General features: G+C 38.6%; 15 protein-coding genes and 2 pseudogenes. 8 read left to right on the top strand and 9 right to left on the bottom strand.

Annotated elements, in window-relative coordinates; all coding sequences use genetic code 11:
- The first annotated feature begins 66 nt into the window (after positions 1–66).
- Positions 67–1164 (top strand): prolyl-tRNA synthetase, encoded by a 1098-nt coding sequence (locus tag OWR28_RS26025; protein WP_332389114.1) that lies wholly within the window; start codon positions 67–69, stop codon positions 1162–1164.
- A 54-nt stretch (positions 1165–1218) separates the two neighbouring features.
- Positions 1219–2604, top strand: coding sequence for an OmpP1/FadL family transporter (locus tag OWR28_RS26030; protein ID WP_332389115.1), 1386 nt, complete (start codon positions 1219–1221; stop codon positions 2602–2604).
- A gap of 55 nt (positions 2605–2659) precedes the next feature.
- Here OWR28_RS26030 and OWR28_RS26035 read toward each other — a convergent pair whose 3' ends face one another.
- The gene (locus OWR28_RS26035) at positions 2660–3388 is read right to left on the bottom strand and encodes a ZIP family metal transporter (RefSeq protein WP_332389116.1); all 729 of its coding nucleotides are present in this window, start codon (positions 3386–3388) and stop codon (positions 2660–2662) included.
- Positions 3388–4113: a class I SAM-dependent DNA methyltransferase gene (locus tag OWR28_RS26040; RefSeq protein ID WP_332389117.1), complete on the bottom strand. Its 726-nt coding sequence runs from the start codon at positions 4111–4113 to the stop codon at positions 3388–3390. The genes OWR28_RS26035 and OWR28_RS26040 overlap by 1 nt, the downstream gene beginning before the upstream one ends.
- A 137-nt stretch (positions 4114–4250) precedes the next feature.
- On the opposite strand from OWR28_RS26040, the pseudogene OWR28_RS26045 reads away from it, so the two are divergent.
- Positions 4251–5416 (top strand): annotated as a pseudogene (locus OWR28_RS26045) (THUMP domain-containing class I SAM-dependent RNA methyltransferase).
- Positions 5417–6207: 791 nt separating this feature from the next.
- On the opposite strand, the gene OWR28_RS26050 reads toward OWR28_RS26045, so the two are convergent.
- The 3 genes from OWR28_RS26050 to OWR28_RS26060 form a co-directional block, all read right to left on the bottom strand.
- Entirely contained in the window at positions 6208–6672 is a 465-nt protein-coding gene (locus OWR28_RS26050; RefSeq protein WP_494168545.1) for a helix-turn-helix domain-containing protein, read from the bottom strand.
- Between the two features lie 152 nt (positions 6673–6824).
- Positions 6825–7631 (bottom strand): AraC family transcriptional regulator, encoded by an 807-nt coding sequence (locus OWR28_RS26055; RefSeq protein ID WP_332389118.1) that lies wholly within the window; start codon positions 7629–7631, stop codon positions 6825–6827.
- Positions 7632–7668: 37 nt separating this feature from the next.
- Positions 7669–8682, bottom strand: coding sequence for an SDR family NAD(P)-dependent oxidoreductase (locus OWR28_RS26060; RefSeq protein ID WP_332389119.1), 1014 nt, complete (start codon positions 8680–8682; stop codon positions 7669–7671).
- Between the two features lie 207 nt (positions 8683–8889).
- On the opposite strand from OWR28_RS26060, the gene OWR28_RS26065 reads away from it, so the two are divergent.
- Positions 8890–9894: a glycosyltransferase family 2 protein gene (locus OWR28_RS26065; RefSeq protein WP_332389120.1), complete on the top strand. Its 1005-nt coding sequence runs from the start codon at positions 8890–8892 to the stop codon at positions 9892–9894.
- Between the two features lie 168 nt (positions 9895–10062).
- Here the strand turns inward: OWR28_RS26065 and OWR28_RS26070 are convergent, their stop codons facing one another.
- Positions 10063–11292, bottom strand: a complete 1230-nt coding sequence (locus OWR28_RS26070) for an aminotransferase class I/II-fold pyridoxal phosphate-dependent enzyme (protein WP_332389121.1) — start codon at positions 11290–11292, stop codon at positions 10063–10065.
- A 157-nt stretch (positions 11293–11449) separates the two neighbouring features.
- On the opposite strand from OWR28_RS26070, the gene OWR28_RS26075 reads away from it, so the two are divergent.
- Complete coding sequence (locus OWR28_RS26075; protein ID WP_332389122.1) at positions 11450–11908, top strand: Lrp/AsnC family transcriptional regulator; 459 nt, start codon at positions 11450–11452, stop codon at positions 11906–11908.
- Between the two features lie 35 nt (positions 11909–11943).
- On the opposite strand, the gene OWR28_RS26080 is transcribed toward OWR28_RS26075, so the two are convergent.
- The 3 genes and pseudogenes from OWR28_RS26080 to OWR28_RS26090 form a co-directional block, all read right to left on the bottom strand.
- Positions 11944–13035 (bottom strand): serine hydrolase, encoded by a 1092-nt coding sequence (locus OWR28_RS26080; RefSeq protein ID WP_332389123.1) that lies wholly within the window; start codon positions 13033–13035, stop codon positions 11944–11946.
- A 181-nt stretch (positions 13036–13216) separates the two neighbouring features.
- Positions 13217–14245 (bottom strand): bestrophin family protein, encoded by a 1029-nt coding sequence (locus OWR28_RS26085; protein WP_131438487.1) that lies wholly within the window; start codon positions 14243–14245, stop codon positions 13217–13219.
- A 114-nt stretch (positions 14246–14359) separates the two neighbouring features.
- Positions 14360–16430 (bottom strand): annotated as a pseudogene (locus OWR28_RS26090) (alpha-ketoacid dehydrogenase subunit alpha/beta).
- 344 nt (positions 16431–16774) lie between these two features.
- Here OWR28_RS26090 and dnaE point away from each other — a divergent pair.
- The 3 genes from dnaE to OWR28_RS26100 all read left to right on the top strand — a co-directional run bounded on the left by dnaE (position 16775) and on the right by OWR28_RS26100 (position 25068).
- A complete protein-coding gene (gene dnaE, locus OWR28_RS26095; RefSeq protein WP_494168542.1) occupies positions 16775–20818 on the top strand; it encodes a DNA polymerase III subunit alpha in 4044 nt (1347 codons plus the stop codon).
- An 11-nt stretch (positions 20819–20829) separates the two neighbouring features.
- Positions 20830–21441, top strand: a complete 612-nt coding sequence (locus OWR28_RS27450) for a hypothetical protein (protein WP_494168543.1) — start codon at positions 20830–20832, stop codon at positions 21439–21441.
- Positions 21442–21786: 345 nt separating this feature from the next.
- Positions 21787–25068: a fibronectin type III domain-containing protein gene (locus OWR28_RS26100; protein WP_332389124.1), complete on the top strand. Its 3282-nt coding sequence runs from the start codon at positions 21787–21789 to the stop codon at positions 25066–25068.
- The last annotated feature ends 218 nt before the right edge of the window (positions 25069–25286 follow it).

A 25286-nucleotide genomic window follows, 5' to 3' on the forward strand; every position in this document is an offset into this window, starting at 1 on the left:
CAGTATTTTGGTACATTTTTGGTACAGATTGCAAATATAATTTAAATTAAAAATTTTTACGTTATCATGAAAAGAAATATACATAAAAATTTGCTTGGTCTGCTAAGATCCAAAGGGATTCTGGCTATATCAGGCGGATTATTACTTGTGTCTTGTGGTGCTCAGATGGGAGGGTATAGCGAGACAGACGGGGTGTATTACGACCCCAATAAGGATACGCTACCTGAAGGAGTTATCATCAATGATAGCGGAAACAGAGTAGGAGAATATTATGACTACTATCAGGATTCCAATGTAATTCAGAATGCACAGGCGAATAACCGTGAGCAGGAGAACAGATATAATGACTGGAGCGGGACCAATCCAAATTGGAATACCACTGCTACAGATTCCGACTGGGGACTTTATGCAGGTTCTCAGACAAACTACTATGACAACTCTTGGGGATGGGGATCTCCGTGGGGATGGTATGGTGGTTATAGCCCATATTGGGGATGGGGCTGGAACCGCGGCTGGGGCTGGGGTGCAAGCCTTTCCTGGGGATGGGGCGGATCATTCGGCTGGGGCTGGGGAGGCTCTTTCGGATGGGGAAGTCCATACTGGGGCTACTCTCCTTATTGGGGAGGATATTATGATCCATTCTGGGGCGGGTACTACGGAAACCCATATTGGGGATACGGAGGAGGCTACTGGGGTGGCGGCTATTACAACAGACCTGTTTACAGAAGAAGCGGTATCAGTGGAGGAGGATTCCAGAATACAGGGGTAGCCAACGCAGTTTACAGAACGAATACAGCTAACTCAGGATTCAGAAATAGCAACGGAAATGGCGGATTCAGGAACACCAATAACGGCGGTTTCAGAGACTCTAACTCAAATGGGGGCTTCAGGGGCAACTCCGGAGGCTTCAGAAACGGAAGTTCAGGAGGTTTCAGAAATACTCAGTCCAATGGTGGATTCCGTAATTCTGCACCACAAACAAGACCTAACTATAATTATCAGCAGCCACAGCCAAGATACAATAACGGAGGCTTCAGATCTAATGATTCCGGAGGTTTCAGATCCAGCGGAGGTTTCAATGGCGGAGGCGGAGGCTTCAGAGGTGGTTCTTCTGGCGGCGGCGGAATGAGATCCGGTGGCGGCGGCAGAGGAGGCTTCAGATAATTGTTCAAACTAATAAACTATAAAAAAATAATGTTAAAAAAATCTTTAGTATTAATGAGTATTTCTGCTGCATTTTATGCGCAGGCTCAGGATGTTTCTGTGATAAGAAATACTGTAGAAGTTTACTCAAGTACTCCTATGGTGGGATCAGCTAAGTTTAATGCAATGGCTGGAGCTAATGGTGCGCTGGGTGGTGATGCAAATTCTTTGCTTACGAACCCTGCAGGTTTAGGAGTAGCTATTTCAGGAGAGGTTTCAGGAACTTTATCTATTTTAGGAAATAAAAACAGCAGTTCTTTAGCGGGAGCTACCATAGATTATAGCAAAACGAAAGGTGATCTTGGAAATGCCGGAGGAATCATTGCTTTTCCTCTGATGACAGAAACAGGATGGAAGTTTATCAATATAGGTATTAATTTCTCCAACCAGACGCTGGACAATGTAATCCAGTCACCGGGAAATAATAATATCGTGTATGCTTTTGATAAGGATGATATCACCAAAGATGCTGCATTGGCAGGCCATATGTATGAAAGGTATGGTAATTTGTCAAAGATGAGCTTTGGGGTTGGGGCCAATTATAATCATAATTTATATTTAGGAGCAGGTTTTAATTTCTTTAATGCTTCACTGGACCAGTATGACAGCTTATTTTATCGAAATCTGGCAAATAATTCTACGGAAGGATTCAGTAAGCAGGATACCCCTTATTCAGAAAGATCTTCAGGTTTTTCAGCTTCCTTAGGGGTGATCGGAAAGCTAAGCCCTAATTTCAGAGTGGGAGCATCCCTTGAGACGCCTACATTCTGGACAATAGACAGAAATTATTATTTCTACAACGATCCTGTTTACGGAGATGATATGGGTGCTGAAAACAGAAAGTTTACTTCACCGCTTAAAGCAACTGTGAGTGCAGCTTTTGTAGCAAGTAAAAATTTCTCATTAAACGTAGATTATACCCTTGGCCTTACAAAACCTGATTATAAAGTATATGGAGGTGCAGAAAGAGAATTGAATGACTTCTTTAAAGATAATTACAAGAACCTTTCGGAAGTAAGAGTAGGAGCTGAGTACCGGGTACAGCAGTTCAGACTGAGAGGTGGGTATTCTTACCAGTCAAGTCCGTTTGATGCCCTTACAATCAGCAGGTTTAATGATGCCGGTACTGTGGGTGACCAGTCTTACAGCAATCTGATGCTAAGTGACAGAAATACGCTTTCATTCGGTATCGGATATGATTTCAAATCATTCTACATCGATGCATCTTATCAGAACATCTCCTCTAAATATACCAACCCTTTTATGAGAGGATATATGGGGGATAATTTTGACTCATCTTATTATTCTTCGAGTAAAATCTTTGAAAGTGATTCGTATGCTGTAAGCGATGTGAAAAACAACAGAAATAATTTCTTCCTTACATTAGGATGGAAATTCTAAGCTTTACGTAAGCTATATAATAAAAGCTCCGGATATTCCGGAGCTTTTTATTTTTTTAATGAGAATGAGCAGTGGGATGCTGGTGAAAAAGATGCATCATCAATGCAAGTGAAACTCCTAAAACAACCAGCCCGATTTTTACCCAGTCTATATTGTGATTTTTATTGCTTTCAAAAATGATAACGGATGAAATATGCAGGAAAATTCCGCCTACAACAGCCAGAAAATAAGGCTGAAGATCCGGATTGAAATAATTCCCCAATAACATTCCCATGGGAGAAGCCAGTGCAAATAAGGCTACAATGAGAATAGAGGGATAAGATGAGGAAGCTTTTGATTCTCCTTTTCTGTTAAATAAAAATGCTCCCAGAATAAATGATATGGGCAGATTGTGAAATACAATTCCCCAAAGGTAAGGCGACATCTCGTGCTGTTCATTAGCCAAAGGAATTCCTTCAATAAAAGCATGGATGAATAATCCCACCATTAAAGCAACGGGAAGAATATTATGTTCATTATGATGATGGAAGTGTCCGTGCTCAAAACCTTTGGTAAGAGCCTCCAGAATCATCTGGAGAAGTACTCCTGCGATAACGAATATCCCAAGGTTGCTGCTTCCGGATGAGGTATAAACCTGGGGAAAAACTTCGTTGAGACAGATCGTAATCAGAAAGCCGGCACTTAATATCAGAAGGTTTTTGGCCAGCTTCTCTTTCTTACCAAAGTATTTTCCCAGAAATACTCCTGTTACGACACTTAAAATCAGTAAAAATACTGTTGTCATTATTTTTTCTTAAATAAATTGATGCATCGCGGGGAATTTTCTTTTTTAAATTCATTCAGCTGATAATCTCCCCAGATTTTAATTCTTTCAAACCCACATTCAGAAGCATAACTGTGGATGGCTTCCAAGGTGTGAAGCTTTACTTTTTCAAAGAAATGAAAAGGTTTACCGTCTGCTTCAAAACGGATATCTTTGATGATATGCCTGCCTTCGATCTTCTTAAGGATTCTGAATTCAATATCCCCACGGTTAATCGTGGTTTCAGGAACCAAAGTATTTCTTACAAATTCCTCATTCAGATAGTCCAGTACAAAATATCCTCCCGGTTTTAAAACATTGTAAACCGACTGAAATACCTTTTTGTCATCGTTTTCATTGTCAAAATACCCAAAACTCGTAAATAAATTGAATACCGCATCCATAGGATCTGCATCAATCGGGTTTCTCATATCATGAACTTCAAAAAGCAGGGTTTGATTTTCATACTGTTTGTCAGATTCAATACTTTGTCTTGAAAGGTCCAATCCCAAAACATCATACCCTAATTTGTTGAGGAAAACCGAGTGTCTTCCCTTACCGCAGGCAAGATCTATGATTTTCGACTGAGGCGGAAGCTGGAGATCCGCAGTGAGCTTTGTAATGAAGTTTTCAGCTTCAGTATAGTCTCTGTTGCTGTAAAGCAAATGATAATAAGGGGTATCAAACCAAGATTCAAACCATTCCATAACGCAAAAATAGTTAAATTTGTGCGGTTAAAAGCAAAGTATTTTACAACATTAAGAGATTGAAAAATTCAATTGGGGAAGAAATCGGATGGTTAATCTTTTAATTATTAAAGCTTTAAATCTTTTAATACATACTTATGGATACAGAAAATATTAAAATACAGATAAAGACATTCTTCGGATTGGAGCAGATTCTGGCAGAAGAAATCAAGAAATTAGGGGTAGAAATGTTGAAATTAAAAACAGAGCGGTAAATTGTGAAGGAGATCTTGGTTTTCTTTATAAGATCAATTATTCTGCAAGAACAGCATTGAAAATATTGGTGCCGATTCATGAATTTAAAGCTTTTAATCAGCATCAGTTTTATGACAGGTTATTCAGATTTGAGTGGGAAAACTTCATGGATGTTGACCAGTCTTTCTCTATTGATGCTACGGTAAACTCTGAAACATTCAAACATTCTCAGTTTGTCACTCTGAAAATGAAGGATGCCATTGTAGATTATTTCCAGGAAAAATTCAAAAGACGCCCGAATGTGGAAACGAGAAACCCGGATATTAAATTCCATCTCCATATTGACCGGGAGCTGGTGATGATTTCCATGGATTCTTCCGGAGATCCTTTATTTAAAAGAGGCTACAGAAGAGAGCAAGGGGAAGCACCTATCAATGAAGTTCTGGCAAGCGGAATGCTTCAGCTGGCAGGCTGGGACGGAAAGGGAAATTTTCTTGATCCCATGTGTGGTTCGGGAACATTGCTGATTGAAGCTGCGATGATCGCGATGGATCTTCCGGCACAGATTTTCAGAAAGAGATTCGGGTTCCAGAACTGGAATAACTACGATGCAGATCTGTTTGCAAAGATCAAAGAATTCAGAGTAAACAGAATCAGACAGTTTGACGGGAAAATTGTAGGATACGATATTGATGCAAGAATGCTGAATGCGGCAAGAATGAATGTGGAAGCGGCAGAAATGGAAGATGTTATTGAGATTAAAAAACAAAACTTCTTTGATTCTAAAAAAGAACTGTTCCCGTTATTAATGGTATTTAATCCGCCATATGATGAGAGAATTTCCATTAATGATGATGACTTCTACAAAAAGATCGGGGATACCTTTAAAACAAATTATCCGAATACACTGGCGTGGCTGATCTCCTCTGATCTGGAAGCAGTGAAGAAAATCGGATTGCGTCCTTCCAGAAAAATCAAACTTTTCAACGGAAAACTGGAAACAAGATTTTTACAGTACGAAATGTATGAAGGAACGAAGAAAGTACATAAGCTGGAGGGTAATAATTAATAAACTCTGAGAATAAATGTCGTGGAATTTTTTGAAATATTTGATATCATTGTGGATGCGATGAGGTTGTTTAGCTCCTCTGATCCGTCAGGTTCAGCTTCTTCTGACAGAAAAAGCTTAAATTATGATGAAAAGCCTCAAAAGAAAGAATCAAAAAATCCAGATATTTCACAGAGAAAGTAAGTGCGGCGGCACTGACATTCGCAGCATTTTTGTTTTTTATTGTTTTTAAAGATTCTCTACCGGCGCAAAACTATACACAAACCTTAGTGATAGCTTGTTTAATAGGGACAGGTATTTCACTCTTAGTATTTTTTGTTCTCTATGTTTTGGAATTTTATTACTTTAAAACACTGTTCAAATTGCTTCTTTTTACTTGTTCAGTAATGATTTTCTTTATTTCTATAGTATTATATGCTTGCTTTAAGTCAAGATGGTTTATATAATAGAACAAAAACAGGTTTTAAACCAAAAGTATAGAGACTATTAACAACGGAAAACTGGAAACAAGATTTTTACAGTACGAAATGTATGAAGGAACGAAGAAAGTACATAAGCTGGAGGGTAATAATTAATAAACTCTGAGATTAAATGTCGTGGAATTTTTTTGATGGACTTGAAATAATTGTCAATGTATTGGAACTATTTGGTTCTGATTCATGTTCAACTTCTGATAGAAGCGGCTAAAAATTTTTCGCTAGAGAAGAAAGATTATGGTGACACTATACCGCAGAAATAAGGTTTTGTCATTGCTAGCAATGACAAAAAAACTCAGCACATTGCTGAGTTTTTTATTCTTTATTCTTAAGGGCTTCCCGTAACCTTTCGTTTTCCTTTTTCAGAAGCTCTATATAGTCTTTTTGATTTTCCAGGAGAAATTCAGGGACGTTGCAATAATAATTTCCACTTACTGTTGCAATTTCATTATTGCTTACTGTATTGCTTACTGTTCCAATATTATTACTATTGGTATTATTTTCAAAATTATTGATCAGTTTCGCTTCATCTTCTTCATAGATTTCTTCTACAGGAACTTCCAGAAAGCGGGCGATTTTTTCCCATTCGTCATTTCTTATAGATACATCACCACTTTCCTTTCTGGAGTAGTTAGATACATCTGTAGCCATGAAATCTGCCACTTGCTGTTGTGTGATACCTTTTCTTTTTCTTACGTTGCGTAGTTTTTCTTTTGCATGACCCGTATTTTCTACAAATATGCAAAATATTACGCGAAAAATATTCCTTTTTTCAGAAATTGCAGGGGAAAAAGTTTTCTCAATTATTGAGAAGCTTTTTGTATACAGTTAGAGTAGCGCTTTTTCTACTTCCATTGCCATTCCGTAGGAATCTAAAATCAGATGCTATGATTTGAATAATAAAAAGGTTGTACCCGTCAGTACAACCTTTTTTATCTTGCCAGTGAAGGGGCAAACCCATACTGTTTTTTAAAAGCATGCGAAAAATGCGACAGGTCCTCAAAGCCTACTTCCAGAAAAACATCGGAAGGTTTTTTATTCTTTTCTGACAAATGATAGTAGGCCAGTTCAAGACGCTTTTGGGTAAGCCACCGTTGCGGAGTGGTCTGAAAAATTTTTCGGAAATCCCGGTTGAACGTAGATAAGCTTCTTCCTGTCAGATAGCCAAATCGTTCCAGAGGCATATTGAACATATAATTCTTTTCCATAAAATTAATCAGGTCCACTTTTCCCGGCTCATCAAAATCAGCAAGTACAGCATCTATATCCGGATCAATTTCCCTTAAAATACTGATGGCCTCAGTGATCTTTAAATCAGCAATGTTTTCAGGAAACGGCCCTTCAATTTCAAAATAAGGAATAAGTGAGGTAAGACAGCTCTTCAGAAGCGGGTGGCTGCTGAAACTGTGGATACTGGATTCCCGCTGGCTGTTTTTCTTTTGATGATCAACAGAACTGTAAAAATTTCTGAGGCGCTCTGTCGTAAGATGCATCACTACAGCCTTATGTGGCAGCCCGTCTTTCGGATAATTGATAATGGTAGCAAGATGATTTCTTGGAATCAGGAAAATATCTCCTGTCTTAAATAAATAGGTTTTATCTGCCTGGATAATTTTTGTTTCTCCTGATATGAACCAGACCAACATATGGTATTCAAAAACCGTTTCCGTTTTGAAGAGCCTGTCATCATAACTGGAAAGCTTGATATCCGGTGTGAGGTATTGTATCTGGAAATCCATTGTCAAAAGTTTAATATACAAATGTATTTAAAAACAATTACTTGGTTTCAAACCGGAATCCAAGCATCTCTTCACTTAATTTCCATAAACGTTCTGCATTTTCCGTATCAATAGAATAGGGCTGTACTCCACGGATGGTTGCCGGTTCATCAAACCTGTGCTCAATTTGTCCTCTGTCTATTTCAGCAATATCACAGTTTTCACAGTAAACGCCTCCGATTTCTTGAAGTAACGGACTTACAGCACACCAGACTGTAGTGGCAGCTCCTTGTGGGATTGTTTTTAACCGGGTTTGTACTTCAGGTTTGATATTTCCGTTTTCATCGTGTGTCCCAAGCTGTTTAAAAAGTTCGATAGGTTCTTCTCTTCCCAGATCAGTCCCATACACAGAACCCGGATGAAGAGAATAGGCTCTGATATGATGTTCTTTACCTCTTTCATCCAATGCTGCAGCAAATAAATTACAGGCCGTTTTGGATTGTCCGTATCCGGAAAGGGTATCATACTCTCTCCTCTCAAAATTGGGATCTTTAAAATCAAACGGTGCCATCTGATGTCCATAAGAAGAAACACTGATAACCCGTGCACCATTTGATTTTTTCAGTGCCGGCCATAGTTTTGCGGTAAGATGGAACTGTCCCAGATAATTGGTTGCCAGTTGAGACTCGATGCCTCTGCTGTCCCTGCGGAGAGGTACCCACATGATTCCTGCATTATTAATAAGAATATCCAGACTCCGGCCTGATGCTGTAAATCGTTCTGCAAAAGCATCAATGGATGCCGGGTCCATCAGATCCATTTTTTCAAGTTCAATATTTTCAATTCCTGTGAGATTTTTTCCTGCCTTTTCAATATCCCTTGCAGGAATAATAACATGGGCTCCGGCTGAAGTAAGTGCTTTTGTGGTTTCGAGACCTATTCCTGCATAACCGCCGGTAATGATCACCGTTTTTCCGGTCAGATCAATTCCCTGAATAACTTCCTGAGCTGTTGAATAAGCATTAAAGCCAGAGTTAATAGGTTGCTGTAATGCGCTGATCATTGTTTCCATTTTTTATTGGTTTAAATTTCTATAGCAAAATTAGGATGGATTCCCGGTGCTTATTTTGTTTAAAATACCAAATAACTTGGTCCAGAGTTTCATGTGTAATCCCCATTCATTAAGGTAAATAAACTCAATATCGTTAATTTCTCTGAATAAGCTGTTAAACTGTTTGTAGGTTGTTCCGCGAATAAGTAATTTTGAAAAATTTTCAATTTGAAGCCCACTATTTCCATTGTCGTTGCTATTTATAACCGAAAAGACGAACTTTTTGAGTTGCTGACTTCCCTTACCCAGCAGACGGATAAGGAGTTCGAGATCATTATTGTAGATGATGGTTCTCTCATCGACCTGAAGCCTACCATTAAAAATTTTGATGGAATTCTGGATATTAAATATTTCAGAAAAGATAATTCAGGACCCGGACTGACCCGAAACTATGGTGCAGCAAGAGCAGCAAATGAGTGGCTGGTATTTGTAGACAGTGATGTCATCGTTGAAAAAGATTATATAGAGCATATTAAAAACGATATCCTGACCATTCCCTGTGATGCTTTTGGAGGAGCAGATAAAGCGCATAAAGGATTTAACCTGATGCAGAAAGCCATTTCCTATTCTATGACATCGGTGTTTACAACCGGAGGAATCAGGGGAAGTAAGAAAGCGGTTTCCAAATTTCAGCCCCGAAGTTTTAATATGGGCGTGAAAAAAGAAGTCTTTAAGAAAGTGGGCGGGTTTTCTGAAATGAGAATCGGTGAGGATCCGGATCTTTCTATGACGCTTTGGGAAAACGGATTTACCACTGCTTTTTTTGATGATATTGCCGTTTATCATAAACGCAGAGTCGATTTTGGGAAATTTTCCAAACAGGTCTATCAGTTTGGTTGTGCAAGGCCGATTCTTAACCAGAGGCATCCGGATTATGTGAAAATCTCTTTCGCATTTCCTACCTTATTTATGTTAGGATATGTAATGGGCTTCCTGGAGTATTTCATCATGCATAGAGGAATCATCCTTGCTTTTTATGGCTTGTATACTTTCCTGGTGTTGTTTCATGCCTTATTCCTGACTAAAAATATCAGTATTGCCGGAATGGCGGTTATTTCCACTTATATCCAGATGTTTTCTTACGGATATGGTTTCTTAAAATCCTGGATTTTGCTGAATGTTTTCAGAATGAAACCTGAGGATGCCTTTCCGCATCATTATTATAAGAAATAGTAAGATGTAATTTTTAAGTTTGGGCTAAAGCCCATTCCTATTGATTTTCTTTAGCAGGAATTATTATACACAAAGTTGTCATTCCGTAGGAATCTAAAATTATATGTTGTGATTTAAACCAAAATAAAAAAGGCTGTTTCAAAAACGAAACAGCCTTTTACAATAAATTTAGGATATGGAAATGTTTTCATGGTGGTTAAGAACTCCTACTTTCAGCATACATTCCTTCATTTTCTGGTAAGTTCTTTTGATATCGTGGTCAAGGCCGATGGAGAATCTGATCAGCCCGTCAGAAATGCCTATGGAAGCCCTTTCTTCTTCAGGAATTTCAGAGGAGGTAGATTTTCCTGAGCATGAGAATAAGGTTTTATAGAAGCCTAAGCTTACTGCGAGATAACCCAGGTTTTCTGTCTGCATCAGTTCCATCAGTTCGTTTGCTTTTTCTGTAGTTCCGGCATCCAGCGTCAGCAATCCTCCGTATCCGTACTCTTCACGAATCATGCTTTTCATCAATTCATGGTTTTTGTGTGATGGCAATCCCGGATAAGATACTTTTAATCCGTCTTTTTCGAATCTTTCCGCAAGATACATGGCATTGTGGCTATGTTGTTTGATTCGGATATGTAATGTCCTCAGGTTTTTCAGAATGCTTGAAGATCTCAAACTGTCCATCGTAGGCCCAAGAAGCATACATGCTCCTGAATTCACATTTTTAGTATCGTCAATGAAAGCCTGTGTGGCACAATATACACCTCCTACCGTATCACTGCTTCCGTTGATGAATTTTGTCAGGCTGTGAATCACAACATCTGCCCCGAATAATGTAGGAGAGATCGAAAGAGGAGAGAAGGTATTGTCTACAATCAGTTTCAGGTTATGTTTTTTACAGATTTCAGAAAGTTTTCGAAGGTCTGCCACCTCAAGAAGCGGATTGCTCACACTTTCGCAATAAATAACCTTAGTATTGGGAGTGATGGCATTTTCTATAGATTCGAAATTGTTGATATCAACAAAAGTAGTTGCTACATTAAACTGGGGAAAGAAGTTTTTAAGAAAAGCATAGGTTCCTCCGTAGATGGTTCTGCTTGAAATAATATGGTCTCCGCTTTTGCATACCTGCATTAAAACGGAAGTGATAGCTCCCATACCGGATGCTGTAACATTGGCTGATTCTGTGTTTTCCATCTTGGCAAGAGCCTGAGCCAGGTAAAGATTCATCGGGGATGAATGTCTGGAATACAGATAGCATCCTTCAGCATTTCCTTCAAAAGTATCAAACATGGTCTTTGCAGAAAGGAATGTATACGTAGAGCTGTCAGAGATAGAAGGATTCACTCCTCCGAATTCACCAAAATACTGAAGATCCTGGATCTCATTGGCTGCGTTAAAGTTTTCCATAAATATCGTTTTTATTTTATGGTCTCAATTTGCATTAATTTGTTAATTATTACAACATAAATTTGAATTTATAGAAAATAAAACTGTAAAATATTGGTTATTTAGAAAAAATATTTAGTATCTTCGGGATTGTTAAATTTTCACCAAAAAAATATCTATGGAACTTGACGAAACTGACAGGAAACTCCTGTATTTTTTACAGGAAGACTGCAAACAAACCACCAAAGAACTGTCCGGTAAGCTGGGATTGTCTGTTACAGCAATTTATGAGCGTGTCAAAAAGCTTGAAAATGCGGGCGTTATTTCAAAATATGTAGCCTTGCTGGACAAGAGTAAAGTTAAGAAAAACTTTATTGTGCTTTGCCACGTAAAATTAAGCCAGCACAAAAAAGAATTTGTACTTCAGTTTGAGAAGGAAGTGATGGATCTTGAAGAAGTTACAGAATGCTTTCATGTAAGCGGAGATTATGATTATATCCTTAAGATAGGGGTGAAAGATATTGAAGATTACCGCAGTTTTATGCTGACGAAACTTACAACGCTTCAGCATATTGCAAGCACACACAGTTCATTTATGATTTCCGAAGTAAAAAATACAACAGCAATCGTATTATAGATTACCGAAACTTTTGACTTAAATTGAACGGGAGATTAATCCTTATCAATCTCCTTGGTGACTTTATCAATAAAATAATGAAGCCTTTTAATCTCGGTTCTGCCTCTGTTTTTGTCATTCAAAAAACAGGTCGTCACGATAACCGTTTTTAAATCCGGGATGACACAGATAAGCTGTCCTCCATAGCCGGTTGCTACAAAAGCCTGGTGACCGTTGGTTTTTCTTCGCCACCAGTAATAGCCATATCCGTTGGCATCCGGCATTACATCCCAGGAATCCAGTTTTACGTGTTCAGCTGTAGATTCCTGGATCCACTTCTGGGATACAATCTGCCTGCCTCCCAATTTTCCGTTGTTCAGGATCATTAAGCCAAATTTCAACATATCTTCAGGCTTCATAAAAAGCTCAGACCCTGCAAGATTTCTGTTCATTGAATCCGTATCCCATTGGGAAACGTTCATTTTTAAAGGTCTGAAAAGATTTTCTGTTGCAAATTGCTTCAGACTGGTTTTTACAATTTTTGCCAGTGCAGCGCCAAAAAGGTGAGATTCGCCGCTGTTGTAATTGAATACAGTTCCCGGATACTCCTCAAAAGGAAGATCCAGCACAAACTTCACAGGATCACTGGAAAATGACATCGCTGTTGAGATTTTTGAATTTTCAACCCAGTCAAATCCTCCCTGCATGGTAAGCAGATTTTTTAACGTTAATGTATTTCTTATTGAATCGTGAAGCACTTTCCCTTCGATATTGGAAATATTTTTGAAACTGCTCCTTGAAACATTGTATTCCGGAAGGATTTTTAAAACCGGAGTGTTGAGATTGGGAAGTAAGTTTTTATCCTTTGCAATTCCCGCAAGAACAGAAACGATACTTTTGGTAACAGATTTTATACTGAAAACAGTCTCTTTGCCGGCTCCGTGAGAATATTGCTCATAAATTATCCTGTCATTCTGAGAAACAATGAAAGATCCCAGAGAAGGAATACTGTCGTTGATTTCTTTGGTAAATCTGTCTGTGAATTCTTTGGGTAATTCTTTGTTGAAAGCAGCCTGTGACTTTACTTCAGGACAGGATAGGATAAGACACAGCATTGTTATAACCTGCAGTACTTGCTTGGATCTCATTGTTAAAAAAAGGATAAATTATTAGTGGAGAAAATTATAAATTAAAATCTGTCCGAAATAGAATAATATCCCAATTTTGGACAGATTTCAGCTGATGTTTTCAATTCTCTAAGTTATGAAATAACAATGAAATTTGAAATATACTTTGAAATTTTTTTACAATGATTTTTGGAAAAAGAAATTATACCAGAACTCCGTTTTTGGAAGAGATAGGATCAGGAAGTTCTGTTTCTCCGCCTAGCTGAAGAAGATCAATTTCAATGGTTCTGCAGATAGAAAGCATAGGAACGTCAAACATCAGCCCTGCAAAAGGATTTTCGGAATAATCTCCCACCAGTTCCATAATGATATAGATCCATCCGATGATGATACAGAAAGGAATTGAGGTCCAGATTCCCCAGTCGCCAAGCTTTGCGAACTCGTTTACCAATCCTAATGGAAGAAGCATGATAAACAGGATATTAAAAACAAAGGCTGTACTGGCAAATTGTCTTGGTGAAGGAAATTTCTTGATTCTTTCTGCCTGCCCCTGGAAATTATAAAATTCATTCAGACTGTTCTGCAGCTGAGTCTGGTTAAAATCTGTGATAGCATTCATGTTTTTCAGCTCATTGATATCTTTTGCCTGTTGGGCAATCAGGTAAGTAGCGAAGTTTTTATAATCATTTTTAAGATCATATTCCTCTTCTGAAAGGTATTTATGTAAGAAAATAGGAGCTCTTCCGTAATCAGGAAATCCTGCTTTGATCAGTCTGTTCCTTCTCAGGTTGATGTTCCCGAATTTATTTTCTGTACTGATATGCTCCCATTCCGTTGGAACCAGAAGCTGCTCACGGAAAGTATACAGCCATGCAATATGGCGGTAAACAATTTTTCTTTTACGGTCTTCAAGATCAAATACACCGATTTCTTCATTTTTAGTATCAAAAGCGTATACCATAGAAGCAAACGAGCGGCTTGAATTCACAATTCCACCCCAGATTTTTCTGGCTTCCCAAAGTCTGTCGTACGCCTGGTTGTTTTTAAAACCCACAAGGAATGCTTCTGCAGTACCAATCAGGGCAACAGGAACCCATGGAATGGTCATCCATTGCCAGTTGAAGAAATAGAACAGCACAGCGATCAGGGTACACCAGATTGAAATCAGGATGAGGTGAAAACCTGATAAATTGAGAACCTGCTTATAATTGACATATTTGGTTGTAATCATAAAAACGTATGAAATTTGGAGTGCATATAAACAAAATGAATACCAAAATGAGGTATCCGTTCTGTTTATTAAAATTAATAAAAAAACCTCTGAAAAATCAGAGGTTTCATATATTTAATATTTCAGCATTTCTTCGATCTTCTTGGAAAGCTTCTCTGCATTCGGAAGCATTTCTTTTTCCAGTACAAGATTGATGGGTACAGCAGGTACATCCAGTGATCCCATTGTTTCTACAGGAGCATCAAGATACCTGAAGCAGTTTTTAGAAATACGGTGTGCAAATGCTTCTGCAAATGAGTTATTAAGTTGCTCTTCAGTTAGAACAATACATTTTCCATGTGTTTTCACTTTTTCGAAAACAAGTTCTTCATCAAGAGGAATTAAAGTTCTTAAATCGATCACTTCAACTCTTCCGTTGAAATTTTTGGCTGCTTCTTTAGCCCAGTAAACACCCATACCATAAGTAACGACCAATAAAGTTCTGCCTTTTTCTGTTTCAGTCTGATCAGCTTCGATGATTACTTTACCTTTTCCGAACGGAAGTATATAGTCTTCGGCCGGTTCTATGGTTTTTGCATCTTCAGTTCCCGGAACTTTACTCCAGTATAATCCTTTGTGCTCAAGCATCACTACAGGATTCGGGTCGTAATAGGCTGCTTTTAATAAACCTTTAAAGTCTGCAGCATTGCTTGGGTATGCTATTTTGATTCCTTTGATATTGGCAAGAATACTTTCAACACTTCCACTGTGGTAAGGTCCGCCACCTCCATATGCTCCGATAGGAACACGGATAATATTACTTACCGGGAATTTTCCGCCACTTAAATAACTTGATTTTGAAATCTCTGTAATTAACTGGTTAATACCCGGATAGATATAGTCAGCAAACTGAACTTCAACGATCGGTTTTAATCCAACAGCACTCATGCCAGCTGTAGACCCAATAATATAAGCTTCCTGAATAGCCGTGTTAAACACTCTTTTGCTTCCGAATTTTTTCCTAGCGTAACCGTTTCACGGAAAACCCCACCTATCCTTTCTCCTACATCCTGTCCATAAAGAAGGGCCTCAGGATGTTTCCACATTAATTCCTGAATGGCGTGGATTGCGGCGTCTACCATTACAATTTTTTCACCGTTAGCAGGTTCACGTGTTCCTGTTTCTTCCGTGATAGGAGTAGGAGCAAAAACATGCTGCATTACGGTTTCAGGCTTCGGGTCTTCTGCGTTTTTAGCTTTTTCGAAAGCTTCTTCTGTTTCAAGACGTGCTTTTTTGTAATTTGCTTTAAAAGATCTTCGTCAACACCTGCTTCCAGTAAATATTTTCTAAGGATTTCTCCCGGATCTTTTGCTCTGTGTTTAGTTAAATCTTCTTCATCTCTATAGAATTCTCTTCTTACTCCGGAAGTATGATGTCCGATCAGTACTGTTTTGGCGCAAACAACTAAAGGTTTTCTTTCCGTTCTTACAAAATCTACAGCTTTTTTCATAGCTTCGAAACTTTCCACAAAATCAGTTCCGTCTACTCTCATTCTGCTTAATCCTGTGAATCCTGCTACAAAATCGTAGGCGTCACAAGTTCTTGCTTCTTCCTTGGTTACAGAAATTCCCCATTCATTATCCTGAACAAGAAAGATGATAGGAAGCTGGTGCAGGGCAGCAAACTGTAATGCCTCACTCACTTCACCTTCTGTAACTGAATTGTCCCCAAGACTGCAGACAACAACAGGGTTGTTTTCAAAATTCTGAAGGTTAAAATCCTGAATATATTTGATTCCCTGTGCTACTCCTGTCGTAGGTATAGTCTGCATTCCGGTTGCGGAACTCTGGTGAATGATCTTTGGCTTGTTCTCATCTCTGCTGGAAGGATGCGAATAGTAAGATCTTCCTCCCGAAAAAGGGTCGTCAGCTTTAGCCAGTAATTGGAGCATTAATTGGTAAGGTTCAAAACCAATGCCTAAAAGAATACTTTCATCTCTGTAATAAGGAGAAACCCAGTCTTCTTTTTTTAACTGATAAGCTGTTGCAAGCTGGATGGCTTCGTGACCTCTTGAAGTACTGTGAACATATTTGCATACGTTTCTGTTTTCTTCGTAAATATCAGCCATTGCCTTGGCGAGCATCATATGATTATACGCTTTGAGTAATATATCCTGAGAAACTTTTTCGTGAAGTGCATTTTCCATAGGAAGCAAATATACATAAAAAAACAAAATACTAACAACTGTTAGTATTTTGTAATAAATTCATTGATTTACTGCATATTCTATAATTATTTTTTTAAATAAGTCTTTTTTAGCCTTCTGTTTTGCTAATTTAAGTGTGAGAAGATAAATGAATTTTTGGATAATTATAATAATTAAGTTTTTTTATGGGCTATTGATTTTCTATGCGCAGTTAAGGTATTTTTATTGATAATTTCGATATTGAGTTTCAAAAATGTTGATTGTTTATCTTGTAATATTCAGAATGTAATTCGAAAAAATGAAGTAACTTTACATTCTCTTTTATAAAAAAGTTAGAGCATTATATGTATTTAATTTTTGACACAGAAACAACCGGTTTACCAAAAAATTTCAACGCTCCGCTTTCAGATTCGGATAACTGGCCGAGAATGGTACAGATTGCCTGGCAGCTGCACGATGATGACGGGAACTTGATTGAAAACCAGGATTATATAATAAAACCTGAAGGGTATGATATTCCCTTCAACGCAGCTAGGATTCACGGGATTACCACGAAAATTGCCAATGAGGAAGGACGAGATCTTCAGGAGATTTTGGAAGAATTTTCCAAAGTTTTGGAAAAGGTAAGAGTGGTTTCCGGGCATAATGTAGAGTTCGACTATAATATTGTAGGAGCAGAATTTTACAGGAAGAATCTTAAAGACAATCTCCAGGAAAAGCCCAAAGCGGATACCATGATTTTGGGTACCGACTTCTGTCAGCTTGGTGGAGGTCGTGGAGGAAGATTTAAACCTCCGAAACTTGAAGAGCTTTATGAGAAGCTTTACGGAAGTAAGTTTGATGAAGCCCATAATGCTGCAGCCGATGTTAATGCAACGGCCAGAGCTTTCTTCGAAATGGTAAGAATTGGGGTGGTTCCTGCAGAAACATTAAAGATTTCGGAAGACCAGCTGGCTTATTTCAAGAGTCTTTACCCGGATCCGATAAAGCCTTTCAATATTGTTATCAGAAGGCAGGTTGCTGATTTTCATAATAAGAAAAAGCAACAGGATTTTGGAAGCATTGATGAAATTGATTTAGGTAAATATTTCAATTTTGATAACCATAGTGTTTTCTCTACACTTACAGCTACTTCAAGTATCAATGATCTGATTAAAAAAGCTTCTGATGAAAACTTTCCAGCTGTCGGAATGGTGGATCTCGGAAATATGATGGGAGCTTTTAAGTTCGTTTCAGCAGTGGAAGGGGCTAATGCAGACAGAGCGAAAAAACATAAAGAATATCTTGCTAAAAAACAGGAAGCAGAAGAAAACGGAACAGAATTTAATGAAGAAGAACCTGTTTCAGAACCGCTTATTCCTGTCGTGGGGTGTGAATTTTATATTTCAGACCGTTACGAGCAAAAGCAGTTTACCAAGGATGATCCTGACAGGAGAACGCAGGTAGTGCTTCTGGCAAAAGATTTTAACGGGTATAAAAACCTGGCAAAGCTTTCCAGTATTGGTTTCCTTAAAGGATTCTATTTTGGAGTTCCAAGGGTAAGCCGTGAACTGATTGCCCAGTATAAAGAAGGAGTTATAGCTTTAACTTCCGGGATTATGGGGGATATTCCTGATGCCATCTTGAATACCGGTGAACAGAAAGGGGAAGAGCTTTTCAAATGGTGGAAAGATACTTTTGAAGATGATTTCTATGTGCAGATTCAGAATCATAAACTGCCTGAAGAAGAGCATTTGAATGAAGTGCTTTTATATCTGGCGGATAAGTATAATGTCAAAATCTTAGCTCAGAACGAGACTTTTTACACCAATAAAGATGATGCCAATATCCAGGATATTGTAAGCTGTATCAAAGATGGTGAAAAACTCACAACACCTATCGGAAAAGGATTTGGAAAACGAAGAGGACTGGCGACAGGTGAGTATTACATCAAGAATTCTGATGAGATAAAAGAAGCCTTTTTAGCTTATCCGGATGCATTTGATGCTTATGAAGAATTTACGGCGAAATTTAAACCTTATACCTTAAAAAGAGATGTACTCCTGCCGAAGTTTGATATTCCCGAAGAATTTATCCATGCAGAGGATGAGGCAGACGGAGGGAAAAGAGGAGAGATGGCTTATTTGACGCATCTTACCTATGAAGGGGCAAAAAACAGATATGGAGCAGATGGTATTACTGAAGAAATTAAGGAACGTCTTGACTTTGAGCTTGAAGTAATTGCCAATACCGGTTATCCCGGATACTTCCTTATTGTACAGGATTTCTGTAATGAAGCCCGTAAAATGGGCGTTTGGGTTGGTCCGGGAAGGGGTTCCGCTGCAGGATCTGCAGTAGCTTACTGTATTGGAATTACCAATGTAGACCCTATTAAATACGACCTCCTTTTTGAGAGGTTCCTGAACCCGGAAAGGGTATCTATGCCCGATATTGATATTGATTTTGATGATGAAGGAAGAGACAGGGTTATCAAATGGGTAATTGAAAAATACGGACAGAGTCAGGTAGCACAGATTATTACCTATTCTGTACTTGGAGGGAAGTCTGCGATTAAAGATGCCGGAAGAGTACTGGATGTTCCGATTCCGGATACGAATAATATTGCCAAGCTGATTCCTTCCACACCCGGAATGAATATTGCCAAAGCTTTGGCGAAATATGATAAACTAAAGCCGGAAGAACAGATGCTCGTTGATGAAATGAGGTACGTTCTGGAGAGTCCGGATGATTCGCGGCACGGTGTTCTGGCCAGTGCTAAAAAGATGGAAGGCTGTATCAGAAATACCGGAATTCACGCCTGTGGGGTGATCATCACACCTGAAGATGTGAGTAATCTGGTTCCTGTGACGATTGCAGCCAAAGATGCTGATATCCTGGTGTCTCAGTTTGACAACTCGGTGGCGGAAAGTGCAGGCCTTCTGAAGATGGACTTTTTAGGACTCAGAACACTGACGATCATTAAAGATGCTTTAAAACTGGTGAAGGCACGGCATGGAGTAGATATTGATCCGGATCTTATTCCGCTTGATGATGCCAAAACCTATCAGTTATTTAAAGAAGGAAGAACAGTAGGGATTTTCCAGTATGAAAGTCCCGGCATGCAAAAGTATATGAGGGAGCTTAAACCAACGGTTTTTGCCGACCTTATTGCAATGAATGCTTTGTACCGTCCGGGCCCGATTAAATATATTCCAAACTTTATCAACAGAAAGCATGGAATTGAAGAAATCGTCTATGACTTACCGGAAACGGAAGAATATTTAAAAGAAACATACGGGATTACCGTTTATCAGGAGCAGGTAATGCTTTTATCCCAGAAGCTGGCCAATTTTACCAAAGGTGAGGCTGATACGCTAAGGAAAGCAATGGGTAAAAAGCAGATTGACGTTCTGAATAAAATGTACCCGAAATTCATTGAAGGTGGCCGTAAAAACAACCTGAATGAAGAGAGACTGGAGAAAATCTGGAATGACTGGAAAGCCTTTGCAGAATATGCCTTCAATAAGTCTCACTCAACATGTTATGCCTTTATCGCTTATCAGACCGCTTATTTAAAAGCCAATTACCCGGCAGAATACATGGCGAGTGTGATGAGTAACAACATTAACAATACGGATTCAATTACCATGTTCATGGAAGATTGTAAAAGTATGGGAGTAGATGTATTAGGTCCTGATGTTAATGAATCTCAATATAAATTCTCAGTAAACGAAAAAGGACAGATCCGTTTTGGGTTGGGAGCGATTAAGGGAATTGGTGAAGGCCCAAGTGAGGCGATCACCAGAGAAAGGGAAAACGGAAGATTCAAAAATATTTACGATTTCTTTGAAAGAATTTTACCTTCCCAGATGAACAAGAGGGTAGCGGAGAGTTTGGTGCTTGCCGGTGCATTTGATGAGCTGGATTCTTTCCACAGAGGTCAGTATTTTGATATTGATATGGCCGGGAAAACCAACCTGGAAAGACTGATCAGATACGGGCAAAGCTTCCAGGAAAGTAAAAATGAGATGGAACACTCGTTATTTGCAGATTTTGCGGAAGAAGTTCAGATTGAGCAGCCTAAACTTGCACCATGTCCTGAATGGCCTAATATGCATAAGCTCAATAAAGAAAAAGAGATTATTGGTTTCTACCTTTCTGCACATCCGCTGGATGAATTTAAATATCAGTTCCAGTTTATGCAGGGGCAGCTTTCCAAGAAAGCGGTCCTGGAAAAAGGAGTGGAGGAGAAAATCGTTACAGATGAAGCTCCTGTTCTTGAGCCTGATTCCCAGGATGATGCTGTTGATTTAAGCGAGATTGTTTCTGATGATTTGTCAGTGGGAGAAGAAGAAGTTATAGAAGAAGTGACCAAAAAGCAGAACCCAAAGGAAATTTCCTGTTCCTGAATCTCGATGAGGTGGATGCTTACAAAGAGCAGGCTTTTGCCAACAAGCAGGAGGAATTGTTTGAAGAGAAAAAGAAAGACTGGAAAACCCTTCAGAAAGAAAGAGAAAATGGCGGCGGAGGAAAAGAGTATACTGTAGCCGGCCTTATTACGGAATACAGAGTTCAGGATGGTTTCAGAAGTGGTGAGAAAGTGGCTTTTGTTACGCTGGAAGACTATTCCGGGTCATATTCATTCAGGTTGGGAGACAGGGATTATATGAGACTGAAGGAAAAACTGGAAGTTCAGAGATTTGTTATTTTTAAAATAAAATTTGCCCAGGTGAAAGACGGAAGAGTCTTTGTTAATGTAGTTGACGTTATAGAGCTTCAGGAAGCATTCGAAAGATTTGCAAAAAGTATATCGCTTGTGATGGATGTAATGGATGTAAGACCTGAAGACCTTGATTTTTTCAGGACAGTTCTGGATAGGAATAAAGGAAATCAAAAACTGAAGTTCTTTATTAAAAACCTTGAAGATGATTCCCATATCGAAGTGCAGTCTATGAAACATTCAGTTGATCTGAACGGAGATCTGATTAAAGAAATTCAGTTATTGAATAAATATGAGTTTTATTTGAATTAGAAAATAAATAAAATATGAATATAAAAGAGTGGCTTAGGTCACTCTTTTTTTGCATATTGAGGGTGTTTATGAAAAAAAATTAACGTGTTTTTATGTTAATTAGAAAAATTTTCTGAAGTCTATTTTAATAGTATGGTAATTAAAATATTGATTGTCAATTATTTGTTATTTTTCAACATATTGCGAAATAAATATCAAAATTAAATAAACGTTTGATTTTATTGTGTCTTTATGTTCTTTTTATTTGTTTTTATTTAAAATTTTATGATATTTTTTATTGTTTTATTTAAAATTTAAATTAATATTTATACATTTACCGCCCTAACTTTTATTATTACTATATTTATGAAGAAATTACTACTTTCGTGTCTGGCTTCTTTAAGTATGGGAGTCTATGCACAAACCAACGTTGCCAACTATACTTTTTCTAAAAGTACGGGGGTGACTTACACCTCAATTACGGGAGGGACAAAATTATTTCCGGTAGGAAATAATACAACTTATGATAATGACGTATCTGCGGCAATCCCTCTTTCTTCCCCTTTTAATTTTGGAGGTGTTGCCATGACTACATGTTATGTGAGTGCTAATGGATTTATAGCCTTTGGAGCTGCGCCTTCAGGGACAAATTATACTCCTTTATCATCTCTGGGCTCAACAACAGGAGCTATTTCAGCCTTTGGGCAGGATGGTGGTTTTTCATCATCAGATACAACACAGCCACCCGGAAATCATGAAGTAAGATATGAGGATCTGGGAACTGAGTTTGTTGTACAGTGGCAGGATCATGCCAATTACAGCAACAGATCTACTGAAAGGTTGAATTTTCAGATCCGTCTTGTGTATGCTACCGGAGAAATCAAAATCATATATGGAAACTGTACAGATCCTGGAACCAGTACTTCCAACAGTACACCTCAGGTAGGAATAAGAGGAAATAGTACTACCTACGCTTCCAATGTAAACTCTCTGATGATTGGAAATGTACCTTCCGGTACTACCTGTGATTGGTCTAAAGCTGTTACCGGTAGTGCTAATAGCAGCACTATGCTTTTCTCCAGTACAACCAATGCAAGTGTTAAAATTCCGGCCGGACTGCAGTATAAATGGACTCCAGGCACGCAGGCGCCAGTGAGAACTTTTGCTGCTGCAACTGCAATTGCTAATAATGCCGCGACAATCAACTGGACCGCTCCAACAGGTGCAACGGCTTACAATGTTCAGTACAGAGCGGTGGGAAGCTGTGACTGGACTGACTTCGTTGGTAATCCGGTTTCTGCTACTTCTGCCACAATTACAGGGCTGGCTCAGAATACAACTTATCAGGTACAGGTGCAGGCTTTAAATGGTTCGGTGCAATCTGTTTACTCTCATATTCCAAATGCTGCAGGAACAGGAAGCGGTTATGCTTCTGCAGGATCTTTTACAACATTGGCCAACTGTGCAAGTACAGTTACTGGTCTTTCGTCTTCTGCTTTAACTCCTGAAACTGCAACGATAAGCTGGACTGCTTCAACAACGCCGCCAGGTAACGGATATGAATATTATTATTCTACATCTTCCACAACACCTGTTTCAACGGCTACTCCTTCAGGTTCTGTAGGTGCCGGAATAACAACCGCAGATTTATCCGGTCTGACGCCTTCAACTCAGTATTATTATTGGGTGAGAGGAAATTGTAACGGAACAGATAAAGGAGTATGGTCAAGTTCAGCCAACTTTACAACATTAGGTCTTTGTCCTACCGTTACCGCTCCGGCATCCAGTGCTACAGGAGTAAGTGTAACCCCTACAATAACATGGAATGCTGTAAATGGAGCTACAGGCTACAAGTTAAAAGTCGGAACAACTTCAGGAGGAAATGATATTTTAGATACGGATATTGCTGGTGGAGCTAATACATCTTATACTTTCACTTCTCCTTTAAATTTTTCAACAGCTTATTATTACTCTGTTACTGCATATACAGCTAATATTACAGGGCCGGCTACAGCATGTACGGTAAGGTCTTTCCAGACAATATGTAATTCTACCAACTTACCCTATACTTTAGACTTTGAAAATGTTACGACGCCTGCTTTACCTATCTGTACAACAGTTGTTAATAATGGTTCTGGAAATCTATGGAAAACAGCGACCGGACCAACTGGCTTTACAGGAAAAGTACTTAACTACTCATACAACAGCAGTAATGCTGCTAATACGTGGTTCTTTACACAAGGGCTGAACCTTACAGCCGGAGTTAGCTACAGAATCAAATATAAATATGCAAATTCAACAGGAACAACACAGTATCCTGAAAAATTAAAAGTTGCTTACGGATCTTCAGCTACAGGTGCAGCGATGACAAATACTTTAGCTGATTACCCTAATATTACCGGTGGAACTGCCACAAGTGCTTTCGTAGACTTTACACCAGGTGCAACGGGAGTTTATTATTTCGGATTCCAGGCTTATTCTGCTGCGGATATGAACCAGATTTATGTTGATGATATTTATATAGATGTTACCCCTACTTGTTCAGAGCCATCAGGTGTTACTGTTTCTGCTGTTACAAACGGTGGCGCAACTGTTTCTTGGACTGCTCCTGCTGTAGCTCCTGGAAATGGATATGAATATTATTATTCTACAAGCAATACTGCTCCTACAGCTTCTACAACTGCTTCGGGAACCAGTACTACAGCTTCAGTGCCTTTATCCGGCTTATCGGCTTCTACAACCTATTATGTTTGGGTGAGATCTGTATGCAGCGCTTCTGACAAGAGTGTCTGGACTTCTCCGGCAACTGCTTTTACTACACTTTGTAACGCAGTAACAGCTCCTTTCTCTCAAAACTTTGATGCGGGAGTTGCTCCAAGCTGCTGGAATAATGTAAATCCTACGGCAACTACTACTGATGCGAATCTTTTCTGGAAATTCTCAGGATCAGCAGATTATGGTGCCAATACAGCTAACAATGGAAAACCGGCAGGTACTTATGCCTGGGTAGATGCAAGTTCACCATATAGCGGAGCAGGAGTCAATACAGTACAATTGGTTACTCCTTCTGTGAATCTGGCAGGATTAACTGCACCACTTGTTTCTTTTGACTGGTTTAAAAATCATTCAACATCAACATCTACTACGGTTTCTCCATCTACTTATGACAACAATAAACTTACTGTAGAGGTGAATGATGGAAATGGCTGGGTAGTGATCTTTAGTGATAATACAAACCTGAATCAATGGAGAACAGTTGCTGTTCCTTTAGCTGCTTCCTATATCGGGGCTACTATTCAGGTAAGGTTTACTGTAAATAAAAATGTAAATGGTAACGGATACTTCTATGATGATGTTCTTTTAGATAATGTTGAAATAAAACAAAATCCTAATTTGGGAACCTCTGAAACTGCTGTGAAAGAGAATAATATTAATGTATATCCGAATCCGTTTACTGATACATTAACAATTTCTGATGTTTCTAAGGTACAGTCCGTTTCAATTGTTGATGTTTCCGGAAGATTGATTAAGACAATTGAAAAACCATCTTCTGAACTTCAGTTGAGAGATCTGAAAGAAGGATTATATCTGGTTGTTTTAAATATGAAAGACGGATCTAAGCAAACAATTAAAGCAATTAAAAGATAAGTGACTTTTAAATGATATGAAAAAAGGACTGCTCAAACTGGGCAGTCTTTTTTTATAGGTGGAATTGTCTTTTGTTGAAGGGAAATTTGTATTTGTTGTCATATTATGAATAAATTATTTTTTTATTACTGATTTTCACTAGATTTGATTAACTAATACTGTTTTATATGAGAAACTTTTTACTTGTTGGTTTTTTTATAGCCGGCTTTTTATCCTCC

Origin of the sequence: Chryseobacterium sp. 1B4, from assembly GCF_036631475.1 — a bacterium.
Lineage (GTDB): Bacteria > Bacteroidota > Bacteroidia > Flavobacteriales > Weeksellaceae > Chryseobacterium.

Excerpts from the sequence above, each read along its gene's own strand:
- OWR28_RS26070 (WP_332389121.1), bottom strand. The coding sequence starts at position 11,292 with ATGGAAAACTTTAACGCAGCCAATGAGATCCAGGATCTTCAGTATTTT.
- OWR28_RS26060 (WP_332389119.1), bottom strand. The coding sequence starts at position 8,682 with ATGGAAACAATGATCAGCGCATTACAGCAACCTATTAACTCTGGCTTT.
- OWR28_RS26055 (WP_332389118.1), bottom strand. The coding sequence starts at position 7,631 with ATGGATTTCCAGATACAATACCTCACACCGGATATCAAGCTTTCCAGT.
- OWR28_RS26100 (WP_332389124.1), top strand. The coding sequence starts at position 21,787 with ATGAAGAAATTACTACTTTCGTGTCTGGCTTCTTTAAGTATGGGAGTC.
- OWR28_RS26030 (WP_332389115.1), top strand. The coding sequence starts at position 1,219 with ATGAGTATTTCTGCTGCATTTTATGCGCAGGCTCAGGATGTTTCTGTG.
- OWR28_RS26025 (WP_332389114.1), top strand. The coding sequence starts at position 67 with ATGAAAAGAAATATACATAAAAATTTGCTTGGTCTGCTAAGATCCAAA.
- dnaE (WP_494168542.1), top strand. The coding sequence starts at position 16,775 with ATGTATTTAATTTTTGACACAGAAACAACCGGTTTACCAAAAAATTTC.
- OWR28_RS26080 (WP_332389123.1), bottom strand. The coding sequence starts at position 13,035 with ATGAGATCCAAGCAAGTACTGCAGGTTATAACAATGCTGTGTCTTATC.
- OWR28_RS26040 (WP_332389117.1), bottom strand. The coding sequence starts at position 4,113 with ATGGAATGGTTTGAATCTTGGTTTGATACCCCTTATTATCATTTGCTT.
- OWR28_RS26085 (WP_131438487.1), bottom strand. The coding sequence starts at position 14,245 with ATGATTACAACCAAATATGTCAATTATAAGCAGGTTCTCAATTTATCA.
- OWR28_RS26035 (WP_332389116.1), bottom strand. The coding sequence starts at position 3,388 with ATGACAACAGTATTTTTACTGATTTTAAGTGTCGTAACAGGAGTATTT.
- OWR28_RS26075 (WP_332389122.1), top strand. The coding sequence starts at position 11,450 with ATGGAACTTGACGAAACTGACAGGAAACTCCTGTATTTTTTACAGGAA.